We start from the raw sequence: 20781 nt of genomic DNA, 5'->3' as shown, positions 1-20781 counted from the left end.
CGGAGCCTCGGAAGGGACGTTCCCAGGCAGGAGCCTGGGAACGAGTTAAACGAGTTATTCTCGATTGCCTCTCAATATTGCCTCTCAATTATTTATAAATTTATTCATAGGAATTCGAGGTAAAAATGCGATTTTAGTAGCAAGTAATAAGGTTGTTTCTTAGCTCAAATTATTTGATTTTTTGGATAATTTTAGAGATTTTTACTGTAAGTTAATTTAATAAAAAATGAACGATGCAGATAAAAAGTAGGGAGATGAAACTGCTATTTTTAACAATTATTGCATCGGAAAAATTTCGATAAAATGGGGATAAAACGGTTATTGAAACAATCGCATCTGGTTAAAAAAGAATATTAAAAGACAGATATGCACCCCGGAGAATTGTTTTAGGGCTTTTCATCGAGCAAACCTACGGACTTCCAGGCAAAGTAGACGGTAAAAGCTCGCGCGAGGTCGCGGGTTGCGCTGTCGAATTCGGTTGGCTGAGACTGAGGTTGGGGTTGAGTTTTGGGTTTGGGTTGAACTTTCACGGTACAGATTCCTTGTGAGTGGCTTTGCAAACTATGGTAAATAGACATTCAATGGCTGAAGCTGAGAATCAGCCAGTTTTCCAGGTGTCATTGCAGAGATTCCCGAGAAGGAAGCGATCGCCCTCCAAGCTGCGAAGGGAAGCAGTGTCGGCGTTTCGCACCATTATAGCGGTTGAGTGGGATATGCAAAGGCAAGGGGGACAATTCCGGAACGCCAGTTACACAAGCGTCTACCTGCGATCGCCGAATTTTCCCCGGGGCAAGGGAAAAAGAGCGAACCACTGAAAATAGTGGAACATCTGCCTCGCCATCGCCAACCGGAAAACTCGTACAGTGCAATTACCGAACGAAAACCGGAATTGCTATGTTACTTCATCGGATTTCACTACTGGCTGCTTTAATTGTCGCACTGGGGAATACTGCAGCGCCGGCGCTGGCGGATTCCCTGGGGAGAGAAACCCGCCCTTTGGCAAACAACGCCGCGATGCCATCGGCGACGGTGTATCGATCGCCCATTGCGGCCACATCTCACCTCGTTTTATCGCTGAGCGATCGCCGGGTGTATGTGTATCGCGATCGGCGCTTGCAAGCTTCCTATCCGGTTGCGGTGGGCAAACCCGGTTGGGAAACCCCCACAGGCACCTTTCGAGTGTTTCAGAAGGTCACGCATCCCGATTGGGAGAGTCCGTTTACCGGAGAAATCATTCCGGCGGGAACGCCAGAAAACCCATTAGGGCCGAGGTGGATTGCCTTTTGGACCGATGGAAATAATGCGATCGGATTTCACGGCACTCCCTTCGTCAATTCCATCGGACAGGCGGCATCATTTGGTTGCGCCCGAATGCGAAATGAAGATATTATCGCCCTATTCGAACAAGTAGATATCGGCACCACGGTGACGGTGATTCCCTAGTTTTTTCGTTTTTTATAACCGAGAAATGTAGGGTAGGCAATGCCTACCCTAATACTCTGGTTCCTCTCCCAAGTCTGAATCCGTTTCGGGGATTTCCTCGGGGTATTCATCCGTAGAGAATTTTAACCCCGCATTAATTAAGCCCCCGATCGCGAAAAACACAAATAAAGCAAAAATCGCGATAAATATGCGGATAACAATGTGACTGGGTGAAGTTTGTTTAGACATAAGTAATCATTAATTTAAAAGCAATTAATAAGAATATAAGCAAGGGTTTTAACCTTTGCATGAAGGTGGATTGGGGGAAAATACGCCTCGGGTGGGGCATTCTCCCCAGGCGGTAACGAGTATAAAAAACGAGTGATTTTGCAGAAGTGCTAATTTTAATTTGCCGACCGATTTGATTTTAAAAATTGAACCCCAAGAAATTCCAGTAAACTAACAAGTAAGTAAAGCCAAAGGCGGCGAGGGTAATGACACTGTAATGCGATCGCTCCCAAACCGACCAAGATTGCTGGCGCATTCCCCAGACAGCAAACACAGGCAAAGCAACGGTTAAGCCAGTAGAAATCGGGGGCAAGCAAAGCCAAGCGATCGCCACTGCAGGCACGCCATACACCAGCTTCCAAAGGCCAATCCACCAAATCGTGACGGGAAAACCAATTAAAAACGCCACATCGAGCAGACACACCAAACCCGCTACCAGCCAAGCGATTCGCCCCATTTTATCTTTGCGATACGGGGGAGTTTGTCCCCAGCGGGTTTTGATAATATCTCCCAACCAAACCCAGCATCCGGTGAGAAAAATCAGGCCAGAAACGCCAGCCAAAGCTAACTGAAATAGAACCGTTTCATACCAGGGTACTTTTTGAAAAGCGCCGAGTTTAGGGCCGATGGGATTAAAAGCGTAAGCAATCTCACCGTTTTCATTGTCAGCAAAGGCGGTATAATCGCGATCGGAGAGTCCTTGAAATAACAGAGAATCCACCGGAAGCACTTCGCGGCGAATCGGCGAGCCACTGCTAAACAGATTTGCCGTTTTAATCCTTAACGTTTGGTTGTCGGTGGCTTTAATGTGGAGATGAGAAAACGGTGCGGCAACCTTGGCGAAAGTTTCCCGGGGATATTCCAGATCGCGATAGGTGCCAGCAAACCGTGCCGGCTCGAAATTCAATTCTGCTGGAGGTTGGGGCGCGGGTGAGGAATTTTGCAGCGGATAATAGCGATCGAAAAAAGCTTTGAGCAGGGGTTCGTGCAAACCGGTAAAGCTATTGACGGTAATAAAAATGCCCAAGTTGCGATCGGGAAGGAGGGTAATCGAACTGGAATAGCCGCGCAAGTTGCCGGCATGACCGATGGTTCGCATATTGTTAACCAATCGTTCGTGAAAACCGTAGGCAGTGCCGGGGAGTTTTGGATGGTGGGTAAAGTGTCGCTCCTGCATCAATTGCACCGTTTCCGGTTGTAAGATAGGGCGATTTTGATAGCGACCCCGTTGCAAATTAGCTAGCATAAAATGCGCTATATCCGTGGCAGTGGTAGACAAGGCTGCTGCCGGAAAAATATTAAGATAGAGAAAAGGAACGGGACGATACTCACCGCCGCGATACTGATAGCCCACTGCCAGATCGGAAGCGAGTTCGGGGGGCAAAGGCTGCTGAAAGCTGCTGCGCTGCATATCCAACGGTTGCAGGATATTTCGGTCGAGGTATTGAATGAAAGGAGTGTTGGCAATTTGTTCGACGAGATAGCCTAACAAGGTGATAGCCACATTGGAATAGTAGTAAATTTCTCCTGGGGGGTAAGCAATGGGAGGCAGCTTGCGGCGCAGGAAAGAGTCCAGGGGTTCCATGTTAGCGGGAGTGGAGGCGGCGATGCCGATTTGCCGTCGGGTGATGCCGCTGGTTTGGGTCATTAAGTTAGCCGCGCTGATGGGTTGCGGGTAGGGGGTTTCGATTTGCCAGTCTTGCAGATAGGAGTTGATATCGGCGTCGAGATCCAGGGATCCGCGTTCGTAAAGCTGCATCGCGGCGGTATCGGTAAAGAGTTTGGAGAGGGAAGCGACACGAAACAGGGTGCGATCGGGGTCTACGGGGATTTGTTTTTCTACATTTGCATAGCCGTAGCCTTTGGTGAGGAAGAGTTTGCCGTCTTTGACGATCGCGATCGCAGCGCCGGGAATATGATTGTTTTTCATTTCTTGGTAGATAAATCCATCCAGGAAAGCTTCCACTTCCTGGGGATCTGTCGGTCCGAGTCCATTGGGCCGAGGTGCCTCCGTAGCTGCCTCTGGGATGGAGGTGGGGCGATCGGGGGAGAGTAGCGGCACTCCCGTGGTTTGAGTTAGTCCCACTGTGGCAAAATAAGGCAGTCCCCCCAGGCAAAGGGCGATCGCGGCGACGATTGCTAGATAAATTAGCTTTGTGTAAAATTTCGGTTTGACCACGGTTGCCTCTGTACCTCGACGGAAAATTGCTGTAGTTGTGCTACATCTAGCGTATTTCTCCCAGGGGTGGCCTGAAATCTATCTAGGGGAGGAATTGCGGGCAAGCCTCGCCCCGCACACCTGGGCGTTTGAGAAGGAGCCTCCCGAAGGGGCGTGAGAACCTGCAGGCGATCGCTCGCGGTTTGGTCAAGCCGGCACTGGATGTGATGCGGGTTCCACGGATGGGGTAGGGAGGGGTGATGCAGCCGAGGGGAATTGGTTCTGAGGAAAATCGGCGTTTGATGGGGCGAAAAAAAGGAATTGTCAGCAGTGTAATTTCCTTCTTTAGACAGATGTTTGGGGGTAGATCTTGGGGTTATGGTACGGACAGGATTTTGGAAAAAGGAAAGGGTCAGCGTGCCTATTTTTTTTTCCGGGATTCACGAGCGGCAATTCTGAGGTTGCGCGAAAGGGCAAAGCAAGTCCACAGCGACAACATTTGAGGAAACGCGATAAATCGCGAAATCGGGTCTGCATCCCGCCGAACCAAAAGCGCGATCGCAGCACAGTTGCGATCGCAAAAAAAGCTCAATTTAATGATTGGAGGAAAGCAGTTTATGCTTCAAAAAACAAGATCTGATAACAAAAGTGGAAAAATCCGCATGGGTGCGATCGCAGTGGCGGTAATGGCGATGCTGCTGTCTGCTTGTAGAAACGAAGTGCCCAACGCCTCAGTTCCAGGGGAAGAGGGAAATATCGGCACGGAAACCGTTGCGGAGGACACCGATGCCCTCCTAGGTAGCGTCGTCACCGTCAGAGGCGAACCGGTGCAAAAAGTCAGTGATGTGAGCTTCACCGTGGCGGATGAGGAGTGGTTTGCCGGTGAAAGCGTCTTAGTGGTGAACGCTTCCGGAGAACCCACCGTACTTCCCGCAGAGGACGATACCGAAGTGCAGATTACGGGGACGGTTGCCGAGTTTGTGATGGTGGATATCGAACGCGCTTACGATCTGGATTTAGATCCGGATTTGTATGCCGAGTATGAAGGCAAACCGGCGATTATTGCCCAGTCTATTGCCATTTCCCCGGAACCGGGAGAAATCACCGAAAACCCGACGCAATATTACGGTCAAATTTTGGCAGTTCCGGGTGAAGTGGAAGATATCGTCGGACCGAATACCTTTACGTTAGACGAAGAGGAAATTATTGGCGCAAGCGATTTGCTGGTGGTGGTTCCCGCACCTACTCGGGACATTGTGGATGGAGAAAAAGTCGTTGCCACTGGTGTACTGCGTCCGTTCGTAATCGCCGAACTGGAACGAGAATACGAGTTAACCTGGGATTTAGACGTGCAAAGTCAGTTAGAAGCGGAATATCAAGATCGACCGATTTTGGTGGCTGATGACGTTTATCCCTCTGCTGTAGAGCGGTAAAATAAGCACGCTGAAGGTGAAGGCATTGTGACCGATCGTCGGGCAGGGAATGCACCAAATCGGTATCGGGTTGCTTCCCTGGTCCGGTGAGTTGGGATGAGCAAGGCTTAAACCCGCGCGATCGCATTCAATTGCGATCGAGTGGGCAGATTATGTATCATAATCCTGTGTTTCCCAACTAATATGAGAGATGCTGCCGACGACAAAGTACCCGGGATCGCCCACTCTAACATCCGGCTGGAAAAATGGTATAACAACTCTGAAGGAGGAGTTGTCATGCATTAGTCCTTGCTTGTCAGGCGGACTATAGCCCGCCGAGCCTAGGGATCCTAACGCTTCTTGCATGGGCGCGATTTCAATCCCCCGCTTTGACTCGGCAGTTACGTACAAAATATATACAAAAATCGAGGAACCGAGATTTTATGTGCAAAATACGGATATTATATTCATTGGAGTAGAGCGCGATCGGGAAACTGGAGGTCACAAGGGTAGATTTCCGCGAAGGCATTCTCGCTGGCTGGAGCGCTTTATATACTCGGGTGAAGAATGTGTAAGCACCCCCGTGGTTTCTGCGGCTCCTTGCGATTTGTGGCAGCCGGAAAAGTAGCAACAAACACTCTGCCTTAGGGAGGATGACTGTAAGGGAATTTTTTGCAAACCCTACCGGCATGATGTGGGCAGCCGCCACTACCCGTACCCCAAGAAAAGGCGATCGCCTCGCGCGAGATTGGCGGAACCTTGGTAGGCATGGGTTCTCACCCTTCCACCACGGGGAGGAGACCGTTAAAAAACTCGGCTACGTAGCCGGTGAAAAAAAACATCCCTCCAAAGATAGAAAAACCGAATTGAGCCACCCCCAATCTCACCCCCGATTTCTCTGGGGCGGTTGTCGCCGGAGGAATTAAGCCACTGGTACGCCCGGGCGGCGATTTACGCCTTTCCGGCGCGTTATGAACCCTTTGGGTTATCGGTGCTAGAAGCGGCCCTGAGCGGATGTGCGCTCGTTTTGGGAGATATTCCCCGTTTGCGGGAAATGTGGGGGGATGCGGCGGTATTTGCGAACCCGGACGTCGCGAGGCGCTGGCGAGGGCGATCGATAGTTTAATTGAAGATAGCGATCGACGCCAAGAATGCCAGAATCGCGCCTTCACCCAAGCATTAGAATTCACCCCAGATCGAATGGCCTCTGCTTATCGAGAAGCCTACGAACAACTGACCCAATCATAGAGGAAAAACAGGGAGGCAAAATTGTGACTGTCGGGCAACTCATCGGCGTTATTCTGTTTGTAGTGTCGCTGTTCATTCTCTGGAAAATTAGGCTAGTCATTCTCCTTGCTTTTACCGCTGTGGTTTTTTCCACCGTAATTAACCGCATGGTCGTGCGCTTTGAAAGATCCGGTCTCAATCGCAGTATTGCCGTTGCCTTTTCCGTAGGAATTATTCTCGCCTTTATCGGCGGATTTTTTGCCATTGTCGTTCCCACGGTCATTCAACAATTGCAACAACTGATCGACCTAGTTCCCGAAGGACTCGAACGGTTGCGCCAGTGGTACGTTTGGCTGCAAAACCTGATTCCCGGTCGATTGCTGGCCGATATCAGTAGTTTGGCCAATGTTGTCGATCGCATTCCCGGTTCTACCTCCGATTGGTTTGGCGGATTTTTTACCATTTTTTCCAACTCGGTAGACTTCATGCTGAACTTATTAGTCGTGATTGCAGTGACGATTATGTTATTAGCCAATCCCGACCGATATCGGCATATTTTCATCATGGCCTTTCCGGCATTTTATCGCCGCCGCGTGGATGAGATTCTCTGCAAATGCGAAACCAATCTCGTCGGTTGGGCGCTCGGAATGCTCTTCAATATGACCGTTATCGGACTATTTAGCGGTGTGGGATTGTGGATTTTGGGGGTGCGATTGGCATTGGTCAATGGGTTGATTGCCGGTTTGTTAACTTATATTCCCAATCTCGGCCCGACCTTGAGCGTAATTCCTCCCGCCGCATTGGCGTTACTCGATGCCCCTTGGAAAGCGATTGCGGTGATTATTCTGTATTTCGTCATTCAGCAAGTGGAAAGTACCGTCCTCACCCCCCTGGTGATGAAGCGACAAGTTTCCCTCCTGCCGGCAATTACTTTATTATCCCTGATTACCTTTGGCATTTTCTTTGGTCTGTTAGGATTGTTTCTGGCTCTACCTCTGGTGGTGGTGCTGCAAGTTTGGTTTAAAGAACTATTGGTCAAAGATATTCTCAATAGTTGGACGAAAAATGGCAAAGACAATTCCCGCTACGAGACCCATGACAATAACTCCCCGGAAAACGCTGAGGCAGAATCCGCCGAAAGTTAAACCGCAACTCATACGAACCGGATAACATGGGTTGGGCTGCAATTGGCCGAAAATTACGAGTTTTTACCTCGGTGGGTAGAGAAAATGTAAACCTAAACCTGTTACAATGAAGGCAAACAAAGTCTTTATAAAATCACAAAGTTTTCATGCCGATGGTACAGAGTAACTCTAGAGATAATTCCCAAACCCATAAAAACCTAGCCGAGAAAGAGTCTAGCACCTCTCGGATCGCTCCTTGGATCGCTCGCTTGGTTTATCCCTTGTTTCGCTATCTGGTTTTACCGTTTTACTTCGATCGCATTGAAGTAAAAGGACGGGAAAATGTACCCGAAGGCGGACCGGTAATTTTAGCGCCAACCCATCGCTCGCGGTGGGATGCGCTGCTCATCGGATATGCGGCGGGAAGAGATATCACCGGGCGAGATTTGCGATTTATGGTATCCGCCGATGAAATGCAGGGGTTGCAAGGATGGTTTATTCGCCGCTTGGGCGGATTTCCAGTGAATCCGAAACATCCGGGCATTTCCAGTCTTCGTCATGGAATTGAGTTGCTGGAAAACAAAGAAATGCTGGTGATTTTCCCTGAAGGGAGAATTTTTCACACTCAGGAAGTGCAACCCATCGAACCGGGTTTTGCTCGTTTAGCGCTACAAGCGGAGTCTAACAATCCCGGATTGGGGGTAAAAATTGTGCCAATGAGTCTGTCTTACCATCCGCCGATTCCTCACTGGCGCAGCGCGGTAGAAGTGGCGATCGGCGAGCCACTTGTGGTGGATGATTACTGCAAAAAGCCGCCGAAAGAATGCTCGAAATATCTGAAGGCGGATTTAAAAGCGGCGCTGGAACGGGTCCATGAGGAAAGATTAAAAGCTGAAAAAAATTGAAGCGATAGGCGAAGAAGATTCCATAGGGTAGACTCGGGGAATAGAGAGAAAAAATCCCGGTAGGGAGAGCCTGCCGGTGGCGGAATAATTTTCCTCTATCCTGTGGGGAAAAACACAGGATAGAGGAAACAGCATGTTATCGATTGTCTTGGGTTTCCAGAGAAAATTGGGGAGCGGTTACTTCATCGATATCAACGGTTAAAGATTGCAATCGCTCTTGGATCTGAGGTTCGATGTCCTCTTGCACTCGTCCTTCGAGATAGCGTCCTAAAAAGCGCTCCACTGCTGCTGCCACGGCAAGGCGATTGTTTTCGCGGCGAAACCCATGCCCTTCATTGGGTGCTACCAGATATTTTACATCCCGATCTAACTCGCGTAACGCCACTACAATTTGGTCGGATTCTGCTTTCTTAACGCGCGGATCGTTAGCTCCTTGAATCACCATTAATGGTGCTTCAATTTCCTCGGCAGAAAATAGGGGAGATTGCCGCTGCAACCGCTGGCGTTCTTGCGGATCTTCGGGGTTTCCCACCCGCCGGAAATACTCTTGTTCGATGGGTTTCCAATAGGGGGGAATGGAATTAATTAAGGTAATTAAATTAGACGGACCGACATAGGAAATACCGGCGGCGTATAAATCCGGCGTAAAGGCAAGACCGGCTAAGGTGGCATATCCGCCGTAGGAGGCACCAAAGATACCGACCCGATCGCGATTGGCGATACCTTCTTCGATTAAGAATCGCACGCCATCGGTGAGATCGTGTTGCATGACCCCGGTTCCCCATTCTTCATTGCCCGCATTCAGGAAGGCTTGACCGTAACCGGAAGACCCCCGATAATTCGGTTGTAAGACGGCATAGCCTCGGTTGGCCAAGAATTGCGCGTAGGCATTGTATCCCCAGCGATCGCGTACCCAAGGTCCGCCGTGGGGAAAAATCACCACGGGTAGATTGCGCGCTTCCACGCCGTTTGGGATAGTTAAATAGGCCGGAATTTCTACCCCATCGCGAGCGGGATAGCGAATCTCGTACATGGGAGAGAGACGATCGCTGGGCAAATCCGGACGAGATTCATAGAGCAGTTCCAGGTCTCCCGTGTCTCGATTGTATAAATAGGTGGTTCCCGGGTCAATATCTCGTTCCACGCTGACCAGCATCAGGCGATCGGTATTGGCGGGAAAAAAGAAAGAAAAAATCCCGTCGGGCAAAGCGCTTTTTAACGCCTGTAATTCCCGAGCAAATTGTTCGTTTTTCGGATAGATGCGCTGGCGATCGCTGTAATAAACCGTAGCGAGCAATTCATCGCTGCTATCGGAAAAAACCACCGACCCTAAATCCACTTCCCGCTGGGGGTCTACCGCCACTAACTCGGTTTCTTGGGTATCCGGGTTGAATAAAACCAAGCGCGTTAAATCGGCATTTTCTCCTTTATTAGTTGTCATATAAACCCGCTTGCCATCTTTGTGAAACATTTGCGGATTGCAGCTTTCTTGAAAGCTACAGCGATAAACCGAAGTCCAATTCTCTCCCTCGACGCGCAAAATTTCCCTACCGCCATCGGAGGTGGTTCGCACCGCCAAGCGCAGGTTTCCCTCGCGATCGGCTACCCAGGCGGCAATATTGGCATCGTTTTTCACCAGCAGTTTTCGTTCTCCGGTGTTCGGATTGATGCGATAAACGTCATGCAAGGCTGGATCGCGATCGTTCAATCCCACCACAATCGCATTAGGGTCTTCTTCTGCTAAAGAAATCATGCGCGCTTTTACCCCTTCGATGGGAGTTAAATCCCTAGCTTGCGGGGCTGAAGATTCCGATGCCAATACCCGCTCGGGATCTACGGCATAAATGTGGTAATTTTCGTTGCCGCCTTTATCTTGCAAGTAGAGAATGTATTCTCCATTTGGCGTCCAGAAATAAGTGGGAACCGGGCTATCTTTTTCCGCCGTTACCGGACGGGCGGCAGAAAAGGGTTCGTCAATTCGTTTTATCCAGACATTGAGAACGTCATCAAACGGTTTTTTAAAGGCGATAAACTTGCCATTGGGGGAGATTTGTGCACCGGTAATTTGCGGGTCGCCAAAGAAAACTTGTCGGTCGATTAAGGGGGGCAGGTTTTCTGAATTCGCGTTAGTATTGCTTTGAGAAAAGCGAGTGGGTGGGGCTGGATGTTCGGGTTGAGAAAATGCCGATTGGGGAAAGGTGGTCATAAGTTTTATAGCGGCGAGGACCAAGCCGATCGCCGTGATTTTTATCCATTTCATAGGGTAAATCCTGATTTTTGTTGCAACATATCGAGCCGAAGGTTCGTGGGAAACTGTGGCGATCGCGCATACTCGGGAATCGGCGTCCCCGAAACAAGGCGATCGCGGAAAACCCGGGGGAGAAAATGTATCGCCCTTCCTAGGTTGGCGCACCGCTTTCGCCGACAGCTAACGGAGTGCTGTAGCGCTGGAAGATTTCGTCTATCAGCCACTCGGTGGTCACTTGAAAATTATGTCCGGGGGTGGGCAGTAACTCCAGATAAGTGCCCTGACGGATCAGGTGTCCTAGGTGGCCCGTGACCTTGAATCGGTTAAACAGGTGAGCCGCACTGTCTTGCAATCCCAGTTTGAGCAGGGAACCGCGCAGGTTGACTTCACTGGGAGTGGGTGATTTCCCCTGGGATATCGCCTTCAGGTTATCTGCGATCGCTCCACCTTCCTGATAGGCGACTTCCGCTAACGGAGGCAGCAAATTGTCCGCTTCGGCGGCACAGTCTCCGCCGGCAAACACTTCTGGAAACCCGGGCAGTTGCAGGGTGGGCGTTACCTTTACCCGCCCCAGGCGATCGCGGTTCGCGTCCTCCACGGATAACGCTTCAATCAACGGATGACAGCGAACTCCCGCCACCCACAGCAGGGTTTCCGTTTCCAGGATAGATTCTGCGTCATTATGTTTGTAGCGGATGCGATCGGGTTCCACCTTCGTCACCAGACACTCGAGCCACGGCTCAACCGATACCTGGCGCTGTTTTAACGACTCGATAATGCGATCGCACATGGGAGCGTTAATATCGTCCGCGAGAATTTCGTCCGTCTGTTCCAGCAGTACGATGCGAATTTCTTGCGGATCGCCGCCGAGTGTCGCATACCAGTGGGGCAGCAGATCCGCCAGGGTTCCGGCTAATTCCACACCCGACGGACCACCCCAGTGCCACGGTGAGCAAAGCGCGTCGTTTTTCTGCATCCTCGGTCATTGAGGCGCGTTGCAGGCAATCTCGCAGGTGTTCTCGCAGGGCGAGTGCATCCGCTTGATTGCGAAACGTCAGTGCATTCTCCCGCGCGCCTTCTACGCCAAAATAATTGACGATGCTCCCCAGGGCTAATACTAAATGGTCGTAAGTGTAGGTTAAGCCAGAGGCTAAGCAAAGGTTTTTTTCCGGTAGATCGATCGCTTCGACGGTATCGCGAACGAACTTTATCTCCTTGCCCGAGAGTAATTTCTCATAATGGGGACACACTTGCTCAGCGGTCATCTCTTCGGTGAGAAACTCGTAGAGCAACGGCTGAAACGTAAAGCGCGAGTTGCGATCGATGAGGACGATCGGCTTCTCGTAGTTTTGGCGAACCAGATGGATGGCGGTAAATAAGCCGGTAAATCCTCCACCCAGAATGACTGTGGGATTCGGCGAGTCAGTCATAAGACATATTTTATAGGGTTTACATCAATCTAAAATTCAGAATTCACACAAGAGGCGAGGGAACGACTTCTCACGTAGCCTGGGAAAGGCTCGGCAATCGGAACCCAACCATTAGCACCGCGATTGCGAATGGTGACATTGCGCCCGGAGGAAATTGTGCCGATAATGTTCCCATTCAGGGAAGGGCGATCGCGCACCTCCAGTCCTCCTCTTTCGATTGCTTCGCGGCAATTCGCAAGGGGCGGCGAACCCTGACAAGATGAAATAAAATCGCCATACAGGTACCCGGAAACGGGGGCTGAAATTCTTATCCAACCGTTAACCATGTTCCCGGTGGCGTTGACGGTGCGTCCATCTTCCAGGGCGGCGATCGCCGTACTGTACACCGTCGGTTCGCTGCGGACGTACAACCCGCTTCCTTTGGCGGAAACTTCGCGACAGCTATTCGTTGCTTGCGCCAGTTGGGGATTTTGCGCCGAATTTGCTCGGGCAATTGTTGGCGTCGCAAACCCTGTGAACGTCAGCAAGAGAAAGGGAATTGTTGCTATAGATTTTTGCCATATATTCATTTTCGATCGCCTCAAAATAGAAGTTATAGGGAGTTAGAGTGTGTTTTCTTTAATCATCCCCTATTTTGAGAGAGACTGGCATCTATAAAGAGACAGAAATTTTCTGCAAATGACCGCTCGCGGCGCTGCAAAATGGAGTTCCCTCCAAAGGCGATCGCGCTTGCGAAGAATGAGTCGGCGTAGGCGGAGGAAAACAAGCCCAGCGGCGATTTATAGTCGCCTGGGCTTTCAGGCAAATATCAACCGGATGGGGTATTACGACGCACCCACTACCACATTTTCCGGTTTACCTTCCACAAAACTCTCGATATTTTCCCTTGTGGTATCCAAAATCCGCTGCACCGCTTCGCGAGTATTAAAAGCACTGTGCGGGGTAATCAAAACATTTCGCAAGCGCAGCAATACGTGATCGGCCAAAAGTTCTTCTAAATTATGCTCGCGACGATAAACGGAGCGCAGCAATTCTGCTTCTTCGCGCATCACCGGTTCTTCCGGTAGCACGTCCAATCCAGCGGCGGCAACTTTTCCTTCGGAGAGGGCTTTCACCAAGGCATCTACATCCACCACACTGCCGCGAGAGGTGTTAATTAAAATCACTCCTTCTTTCATTTTGTCAAATTCATCTTCGGAAATCAAGTGGTAGGTTTTCTTGTTTCCCGGAACGTGGACGGTAATGATATCGGCGCTGGATAATACCTCATCCATTGAAGCGTAGCGAAATCCCAATTTCGAGGTTAATTCTTCTTTGGGTTTCACGTCAAAGGCGACGACTTCCATGCGAAATCCTTGGGCAATTTCAATGGCACACTGACCGATATTGCCGGTGCCAATCACGCCCAAAGTTTTGCCGCGCAGGTCGAAGCCTTGCAGACCTTGTTGGGAAAAATCGCCTTTGCGGGTGCGATCGGTTGCCTTGGTCAGGTTATGAGCGATCGCCAGCATCAAAGCAAACGCATGTTCGGCCACGGTGTTTTCCCCATAGGTGGGTACGTTGCACACTTTGATGTTATTTTTTTTGCAGTAGTCGGTATCGATGTGGTCGAACCCCGTAGAGCGGGTAGCAATCATTTTTAGATTGTCGAATTTTTTCAGCGTATCGGCGCTCATATCCGAGTAAATAAATGCCGAAATTACCTCAGCATCGGAATACTGGCTAGCGTTTTCGGGGCTGAGGGCTTCGCTTTCAAATTCCACTTGTTGGCTTTCTTTTAACCCTTGAAACGCATTGCATTCCCAGTCTTCTACTTCAAAAATTGCGAGTTTCATAAGCTCTCCTGTGTCTTGAGAATAAGGGGTTTATCGGCTAATTAATGCAAATTATTTTGCTTGTTTGATAAGGGGGAGGCGGAGCCTCGGGGAGGGGGTTACCAGGCGGAGCCTGGTAACGAGTTAGGTTGTTACTAGGCGAAGATTTATTGTGAAAGAAAAATGGGATAAGTTTTGCCCTCCTTATTGAATAGCGACGCGATAATTGCGGTTGTCCCATTGTTGGGTTTGGGTCCAAAAGAACGTAAAGCAGATGGGATGTTCTTGAGTGTGGGAAATCGGAATATCCACATATTCAATTCCCAAACGGGTGGGGGATGAAGGCGAATCCTGCTGCGTTTGCCAATTATCTGCACACCAACGCAGTTTAAAACCGGTGGCGGCTTGAATTCGCAGAGTATAACCGGGTTTGACGGTTTTTACTTGGCGGTTGAGTTTCCAGATTTCCAGCAACCGACACCCACAGCGATCGCCGAGGTAGCGATCGCGAATCTGGGGGATTTCGTCGAATACTTTGCCGTCATGGGTCGATCGCAGCAACTTAATATACTCCGAGTGCGACCACATCAAGGGCATCGCCGATCCCGTGGCTCGCCCGCGATACATGTGAGCTGCGGGCAAATCCGGGGCATCCCAAATTTGTTCTGGCAGCAATCCGGTTTCGGAGGCGAAGTTTTCCATTGCTGTGATATAAGGCGTCGGATCCCGACCGGCAGCGAGTTCGTAATGACCGCGCTCTCCGGTGAGCAAAGTCCAGGCGCGACCGGTTCCCCACCCCTGCCAAGGGCTGCCATCGTCGCGCTGTCCGTGTGCGTCGTGGTTGTAGCGATGCCAGCACGGACCGCACGGCGTGTCGGCTTTTAGCACTTCATCCACCACTTGGAGAGAATCCTCAATTAACGGGTCGCGGGCACTGCGAATCCCGTAGCGCACCAATAACAGAAAACTGGGATCGACCATTTCGGTGGCCGGAAATTCCTGCGGAGTGCCGGGAGGGCGATGGGGGACGAACACCATGCCTTGATTCGGGTCTTCGTTGGGGATGGGATTATCGATATCGCCCGGATGAATCCGAATGTAGTGGCGGGGAATTTCCGGGACTAAAGTGCCTTGAGTGGTGACGGTCCAGGCTTCGATATGACATTCTAAAAAATCGGCGTATTCTTCGAGGAATTGTGCCGTGTTGCGATCGCCGCGATCGCGCGCCATGCAAGCCACCCCAATTAACGCCGCAATATTGCAAGCCAAGGTAGCCGGCGAGTACCCACTGGCTTGTTCCCAGCGATCCTGCTCGGTCATCGGTCCGCACATTACCAGATATTTCGCTGCCCGCATCACCATCGGATAGGGGTCGAAATTCCGCAATGCATTGTCCCGGTACAACCGCCACACCAACAAAATCGGCAGGGCCACTTGATCCAGTTGAATCCCCGTCTGACAGGGATTGCCGTTGAGCCAGAAACTCTGGGGAAAGCTGCCATCGGGCTGCTGACTGGCTGCCAGATACACCAGCGCCCGCAACGGCGTTTCCCGATTGCCTGCTGCCAACAAGCCCGTAGCACTATTAACCATATCTCGCGTCCACACCATGTGATAGCCGCGTCGATCGCGATCGCCTTTCCGCTGACCCCAGGGAATCGACAGGGAGGAAATTAACGCTCCAGAATAGGATTTATCCTCATGGGCTAACAGCAAACTCACGCTGCTGTGATACAAATTTCCCCCATCGGTGGATTCGCCATCCAGTGCCACCATCCGACAGCAGGTCCGCTGCCACTGCTCTCGATACCGTTGCGCGTGGCTGGCAAACGGCACGTCTAACCCCTGAAACAAAGACGTTACCGCTTTGTGCAGGCAGTCGCCAAAGCCCAGAGCCAGGGTAAATTCTCGGCACCCCTCCCGGTCTAGTTCGCCGGTAAGGGCCACATTGCCATCCAGGGCGCAGTCAAATTCCCAGTCCATCTGAAAATTGTCCGCCAGATCGGTCCAGCCATCACTGTGACCCACATACCCGCAGGAAAGGCGGGAAAACGGAATCGAGGCGGCGAGTGCCACCCAGGAGGAATTTTTCTGCGCCGCTAAAATTTCTCGTCCGGCAACTTCGATAACATGGGCGTTATTGCCCCAACCGCCCACCTCCAAGTGAGGGGCGCAGAGGGCATAAAGGCGCAGTTGAGACAGCACATCGCGATCGCCTTCCAGTTTCGTATGCTGCAGCACGCAAGGAATATGCGGATCGGCAATAATTTCTTTAATAATCGTGTAGCGTTGTTCGGGAGCGCAATTAATAATTCGATATCCCAATCCTTCTTGCCACAACCGTTCCACTCGCGAATCGAGATCTCGCTTTTCTTCATGGAAAAAGCTTTTTCCATCGCTCACGAGATACTGACAATCGCGAATTTGCGGCCAATCAATGGTGGGATAATAAATTTCTGTAATCGCGCCATTCCACAGGGTAAACCACACCCGACTCGATGCCGAATAGGCTGTGCCCACACCATCCTTGCTGCCCTGAGTCCAGCGCGGTTCGATGCCTGGTTTTCCGAAAGCGTTTTTTTGGCCGCGATATTGGGTCATAGAGACGACATAAGTTGAGACAGCGTGAACCAAATGCAGATTTCCACGACACAGAGTTCGGGAACCTTCAAACGGCACAGATCCCCTGGAGGTCAGCCGTCACTTCTGGCAAATATATCTCCCTGACATACTCGGCCAACATTCGATCCGTGTTGAAAACCGGAGCTACCGTTTTTATAGAAGCTTTCATCATTTCGATCCAGCCTTGGGGAACTCCGTTTTCATCCCGATCGTAGTAGAGGGGAATAATTTGTTCATCTATCAGACGGTAGAGAGATTCTGCATCCCGGCGATCTTGTTCCTCCCGATTTTCCCCAGAGCGATCGTCGCCGATCGCCCACCCGTTGATGCCTTTACCAGTCTCGTCTTCGCGGTAGGCTTCCCGCCACCAGCCATCGAGGATGCTACAATTGAGGCCACCGTTGAGCGCCACCTTTTGACCGCTGGTGCCCGATGCTTCCAGGGGGCGGCGAGGGGTATTGAGCCACACATCCACGCCGCGCACCAATTTTTTGGCGACGAACATATCGTAATCTTCGATAAAGATAATCCGATCTTGCAGTTCTAAGTCGTGACTCCACTGCATGATTCGCTGCATGATGCGCTTGCTTTCCTCATTTTGGGGATGCGCCTTGCCGGCAAAAATCAGTTGCACCGGGCGATCGCTGTGGCCGAGAATGTCTCTGGCGCGGTCGGGATCGCAGAAAATTAAATCCGGACGCTTGTAGGGACTGAAGCGACGGGCGAAACCAATGGTGAGTAGATTGGGATCGAGTCGGCGACGCAAAGGTTCGATCGCTTCTGGGGATTCTCCGCGATATTTCTGCGCTTGTTGGAGCCAATCGCGGGCAAACACGATAAGCTGTTCTTTGAGGAGTTGATGTCGCTGCCAAAGTTCGCGAGTGGGAATTCGTTCGATGCGATCCCAGATGTGGCGATCGCACAGACAAGTTCCCCAATTTTTATCTAAATAGTCCGCATATAAATCCCCCAATAACGGCGCGATCCAGGTGCGAGAATGAATGCCATTGGTAATATAGCCGATGGGCACTTCACTGACCTCGCGATCGGGATAAATCGCCGACCACATTTCACGCGCCACTTGTCCGTTGAGTTCGCTCACCCCATTTGCCGATCGCGTTAACCGCAGTGCCAATACCGTCATGTTAAACCGTGCCCAAGGGTCTGTGGGTTTGCGCGCCCCCAAGTCGAGAAATTCCGCTTGCGAGAGGTTCAATTGCGGCCAAAAGTCGGCAAAAAACTCCGCCATTAACTCCGGCGGAAAGCGATCGTGTCCGCCCATCACCGGGGTGTGGGTGGTGAAGATGCAGCGCTCTTTCACCTCATCTTTGGCCTGGGAGAAAGATTGCCCGCTGTCGGCCATCGACTGACGCACTAATTCGAGCAAAGCAAAGGCGGCATGACCTTCGTTCAGGTGATACAAACTCGGGGTAATTCCCAGGCGCTGCAACATTTTTACCCCGCCAATTCCCAACAGAAATTCTTGGGCCATTCGGTTATTGCGATCGCCGCCATACAAACAGCGAGCGATCGCGCGGTCTACCGGGTCATTATCCGGACGGTTAGTATCGAGTAAATAAATATTCACTCGTCCGACACGCACTTGCCAACATTGAACGATAGTCTTGCGCCTGCGGATGCTGATTTCCACGGTTAAAGGTTCCCCGGAAGTGTCGCGCACCAGTTCCAGCGGCATTTCCTCGAATCGATACTTGGGATACCGTTCTTCTTGCCATCCTTCGCGATTAAAATGCTGTTCTAAATAGCCGTTGCGGAAAAGCAATCCCACCCCCACCATCGGCACCCCTAAATCCGAAGCAGATTTGAGATGATCCCCGGCTAAAACGCCCAATCCCCCGGCATAATTGGGCAGAGATTGATGCACGCCAAATTCAAAGCAAAAATAAGCGATCGGACTTTGGAAATGCCATTGGGGAGCCACTTTACTGGCCCAACTTTTGTCTCCCGAGGCCATATAGTCGCGAAATTCAGCGATTCGCTGTTCCAGTCGATTGAGATAGGTCGGATCCCTGGCAAATTGCGCGATTTGTTTTGGGGAAAGACGCTGCAAAAATTTGACTGGGTTTTGATGACATTCCTCCCACAATCGGGCATCTAAGTCGCGAAATATCGATTCCCCTTGTGCCGACCAACTCCACCAGAAGTTAAAGGCCAGGTCGATTAAGGGAGATAAGGTGGTGGGAAGCTTGTTGCGCCAGTTTTCTCCGGAAAAATTATTCGGGCTGCGATCGCTCATCATTCTCCTGATTTTTCTCGCTTATTTTGCCGTATAACCGCCATCAATAACTAACTCGGTGCCGGTAATAAATTTCGCTTCATCCGAGGCTAAAAATAAGGTAGCATAAGCCACATCAATCGGTTCGCCAATATGACCCATCGGATACATTTGACCGATTTCTTCTTTTGTCATTCCCCGTTCTTTTGCGCCGAGTTCCGCCATGCCGGTATCGATGACGCTGGGATTGACGCAATTGACGCGCACTTTGCGATCGGCCAATTCCACCGCGCAATCTTTGGTCATCGTATGAACCGCGCCTTTACTCGCACCGTAGAGACTTTGCCGCTTGACGCCAACCAGGGCGGCGGTAGAGGATAAATTGACAATCGCACCGCCGCCATTTTCTGCCATCAGAGACCCGCAGTGTTTGAGGCCGAGAAATACGCCTAAAGCGTTTACATCCATCAGCTTATGCCACTGTTCGACGGGGGTGGTTGCCAAGTCATTAAACTGCAAAATCCCGGCATTATTCACCAGAATATTCGGCGAACCCAATGCAGCGCTGGTTTCATTTAACACGCGCTTCCAGTCTTCTTCCAGTACCACATTGTGGGACAAAAATTTGGCGGTTCCCCCGCGATTTGTAATCTGGTTAACGGTTTCTTGGCCGCCGTCTTCTTCGATATCCGTCACCACGACTTTTGCCCCTTCCGAAGCCAGCATCAAGGCGGTTTCTCGTCCGATACCCGCACCGCCACCGGTGACAATTGCGATTTTATTTTCGACTCTTTTACCCATAAAGCGTTGATTTCCGTCTAAATCACAAACCCGGGGAGGAGAGGTTGAGTTCTCAATCCCGATGGTACTATTCAGTAAGGTAGAGAAACCCACGGCAGTTGTCATCTTCCTCTAGCTAGAGTTTTTGGGGGAACGAAGCGGGAGTTAGACGAGGGTATGGGCGATGGTCATTAGCAAAAAGCCGATGGCCACAATGGTGCCGATTTCCAGGCGATCGCCTTTTTCTAGACCCTCCGGAATCAGTTCGCTGACTACCAAAAACCCCATCGCACCTGCGGCAAATGCCAATCCATAAGGCAAAATCTGCTGGAAAAAGGAAACCGCCAGCAGGGCGGGAATGGCGGCGATCGGTTGCGGCACACTGGAAAAAATCGCCCAAAACACGCATTGATTCACCGGAACCTTTTCCGCGCGCAGGGGCAGGGTCACCGCCAGTCCTTCCGGAATATTTTGCACGGAAATCGCCAGGGCCAAGAGGAATCCTAAATTGCCGTTTTCTTGCCCTGCGCCATATCCCACGCCCACTGCCACTCCTTCCGGGAAGCTATGCAGAAATAAAGTGCCTAAAATCAACAGCACCCGCCGCGCAGAGGCTCCGCGAATTTCGCCAAAATCGATCTGTTTGTCACCCAACCATACTTCGCTCAACAGAAAAACCCCGGTTCCCACGGTTAAGCCGATCGCCACCGGGGAATATCCACCCCGTCTGAGTGCCGGTATTATCAAATCGAACACGGAAGCGGCGAGCATCACGCCGCCGGCAAACCCATACCCCCGTCGCGACCACTTTTGCGAGAGTCTGGGAAAAAAATAAAAGGGCACGGCTCCTAAACCAGTTGCCAACATGGTAATCGTGGCGGCGAGTAAGGTGGTGAAAAATAATTGAATATCCATCTTTTGGCCGTATGTCACAAAAGGTTAATTGATAATTCCGGTCATTTTATCCCACTTTCATCCCTCATTCTCAGGCTCCAACGCATCTGCCGAGGCTGGGCCTTCCTCCCACTTCGGCGATCGCCAGGGTTTGCACGGCGGTGGGCGGAAAACGCGGTGAGGGGAAAACCCGGGGGCGATCGCGCCACAATTGCACAGGC

Annotated in this window: 18 protein-coding genes; 6 read left to right on the top strand and 12 right to left on the bottom strand. The window is 51.0% G+C overall.

Annotated elements, in window-relative coordinates; all coding sequences use genetic code 11:
* Positions 1-386: 386 nt before the first annotated feature.
* Positions 387-530, bottom strand: a complete 144-nt coding sequence (locus tag LKK83_RS19410) for a hypothetical protein (protein WP_324632943.1) — start codon at positions 528-530, stop codon at positions 387-389.
* Between the two features lie 176 nt (positions 531-706).
* On the opposite strand from LKK83_RS19410, the gene LKK83_RS19405 reads away from it, so the two are divergent.
* Together LKK83_RS19405 and LKK83_RS19400 are read left to right on the top strand one after the other, a co-directional pair.
* Positions 707-931 (top strand): hypothetical protein, encoded by a 225-nt coding sequence (locus LKK83_RS19405; protein ID WP_324632942.1) that lies wholly within the window; start codon positions 707-709, stop codon positions 929-931.
* Positions 895-1443, top strand: coding sequence for a L,D-transpeptidase (locus tag LKK83_RS19400; protein WP_324632941.1), 549 nt, complete (start codon positions 895-897; stop codon positions 1441-1443). The genes LKK83_RS19405 and LKK83_RS19400 overlap by 37 nt, the downstream gene beginning before the upstream one ends.
* A 48-nt stretch (positions 1444-1491) precedes the next feature.
* On the opposite strand, the gene LKK83_RS19395 is transcribed toward LKK83_RS19400, so the two are convergent.
* Entirely contained in the window at positions 1492-1671 is a 180-nt protein-coding gene (locus LKK83_RS19395) for a hypothetical protein (protein ID WP_324632939.1), read from the bottom strand.
* A 178-nt stretch (positions 1672-1849) separates the two neighbouring features.
* Positions 1850-3889: a serine hydrolase domain-containing protein gene (locus tag LKK83_RS19390; RefSeq protein WP_324632938.1), complete on the bottom strand. Its 2040-nt coding sequence runs from the start codon at positions 3887-3889 to the stop codon at positions 1850-1852.
* Between the two features lie 596 nt (positions 3890-4485).
* Between LKK83_RS19390 and LKK83_RS19385 the strand changes: the two genes are divergently transcribed.
* The 4 genes from LKK83_RS19385 to LKK83_RS19370 all read left to right on the top strand — a co-directional run bounded on the left by LKK83_RS19385 (position 4486) and on the right by LKK83_RS19370 (position 8536).
* Positions 4486-5301 (top strand): hypothetical protein, encoded by an 816-nt coding sequence (locus LKK83_RS19385; protein WP_324632937.1) that lies wholly within the window; start codon positions 4486-4488, stop codon positions 5299-5301.
* Between the two features lie 886 nt (positions 5302-6187).
* On the top strand, positions 6188-6406 hold the full coding sequence (locus tag LKK83_RS32040; protein WP_442957340.1) for a glycosyltransferase: 219 nt from the start codon (positions 6188-6190) through the stop codon (positions 6404-6406).
* A gap of 145 nt (positions 6407-6551) precedes the next feature.
* Positions 6552-7652 (top strand): AI-2E family transporter, encoded by a 1101-nt coding sequence (locus tag LKK83_RS19375; protein WP_324632935.1) that lies wholly within the window; start codon positions 6552-6554, stop codon positions 7650-7652.
* Positions 7653-7804: 152 nt separating this feature from the next.
* On the top strand, positions 7805-8536 hold the full coding sequence (locus LKK83_RS19370) for a lysophospholipid acyltransferase family protein (RefSeq protein WP_324632934.1): 732 nt from the start codon (positions 7805-7807) through the stop codon (positions 8534-8536).
* Between the two features lie 136 nt (positions 8537-8672).
* Here the strand turns inward: LKK83_RS19370 and LKK83_RS19365 are convergent, their stop codons facing one another.
* The 9 genes from LKK83_RS19365 to LKK83_RS19325 all read right to left on the bottom strand — a co-directional run bounded on the left by LKK83_RS19365 (position 8673) and on the right by LKK83_RS19325 (position 20581).
* Complete coding sequence (locus tag LKK83_RS19365; protein ID WP_324632933.1) at positions 8673-10796, bottom strand: S9 family peptidase; 2124 nt, start codon at positions 10794-10796, stop codon at positions 8673-8675.
* Between the two features lie 139 nt (positions 10797-10935).
* Positions 10936-11676, bottom strand: a complete 741-nt coding sequence (locus LKK83_RS19360) for an NAD(P)/FAD-dependent oxidoreductase (protein WP_324632946.1) — start codon at positions 11674-11676, stop codon at positions 10936-10938.
* Entirely contained in the window at positions 11582-12214 is a 633-nt protein-coding gene (locus tag LKK83_RS19355) for an NAD(P)/FAD-dependent oxidoreductase (protein ID WP_324632932.1), read from the bottom strand. Before LKK83_RS19355 ends, LKK83_RS19360 begins: the two co-directional genes overlap by 95 nt.
* 29 nt (positions 12215-12243) lie before the next feature.
* Positions 12244-12783 carry an SH3 domain-containing protein gene (locus LKK83_RS19350; protein WP_324632931.1) on the bottom strand — a complete coding sequence of 180 codons (540 nt, stop codon included), beginning with the start codon at positions 12781-12783 and terminating at the stop codon, positions 12244-12246.
* Positions 12784-13038: 255 nt separating this feature from the next.
* Complete coding sequence (locus tag LKK83_RS19345; RefSeq protein WP_324632930.1) at positions 13039-14049, bottom strand: hydroxyacid dehydrogenase; 1011 nt, start codon at positions 14047-14049, stop codon at positions 13039-13041.
* Between the two features lie 183 nt (positions 14050-14232).
* Complete coding sequence (locus tag LKK83_RS19340; RefSeq protein WP_324632929.1) at positions 14233-16629, bottom strand: glycoside hydrolase family 15 protein; 2397 nt, start codon at positions 16627-16629, stop codon at positions 14233-14235.
* A 67-nt stretch (positions 16630-16696) separates the two neighbouring features.
* Positions 16697-18910 (bottom strand): alpha-glucan family phosphorylase, encoded by a 2214-nt coding sequence (glgP, locus tag LKK83_RS19335; protein ID WP_324632928.1) that lies wholly within the window; start codon positions 18908-18910, stop codon positions 16697-16699.
* Between the two features lie 18 nt (positions 18911-18928).
* Positions 18929-19792, bottom strand: coding sequence for an SDR family NAD(P)-dependent oxidoreductase (locus LKK83_RS19330; RefSeq protein WP_324632926.1), 864 nt, complete (start codon positions 19790-19792; stop codon positions 18929-18931).
* A 39-nt stretch (positions 19793-19831) separates the two neighbouring features.
* Positions 19832-20581 (bottom strand): ZIP family metal transporter, encoded by a 750-nt coding sequence (locus LKK83_RS19325; RefSeq protein WP_324632925.1) that lies wholly within the window; start codon positions 20579-20581, stop codon positions 19832-19834.
* Between the last annotated feature and the right edge of the window lie 200 nt (positions 20582-20781).

Source organism: Phormidium sp. CCY1219 (assembly GCF_035615515.1).
GTDB lineage: Bacteria > Cyanobacteriota > Cyanobacteriia > Cyanobacteriales > Laspinemataceae > CCY1219.
This window is presented reverse-complemented; position numbering and strand designations above follow the sequence as displayed.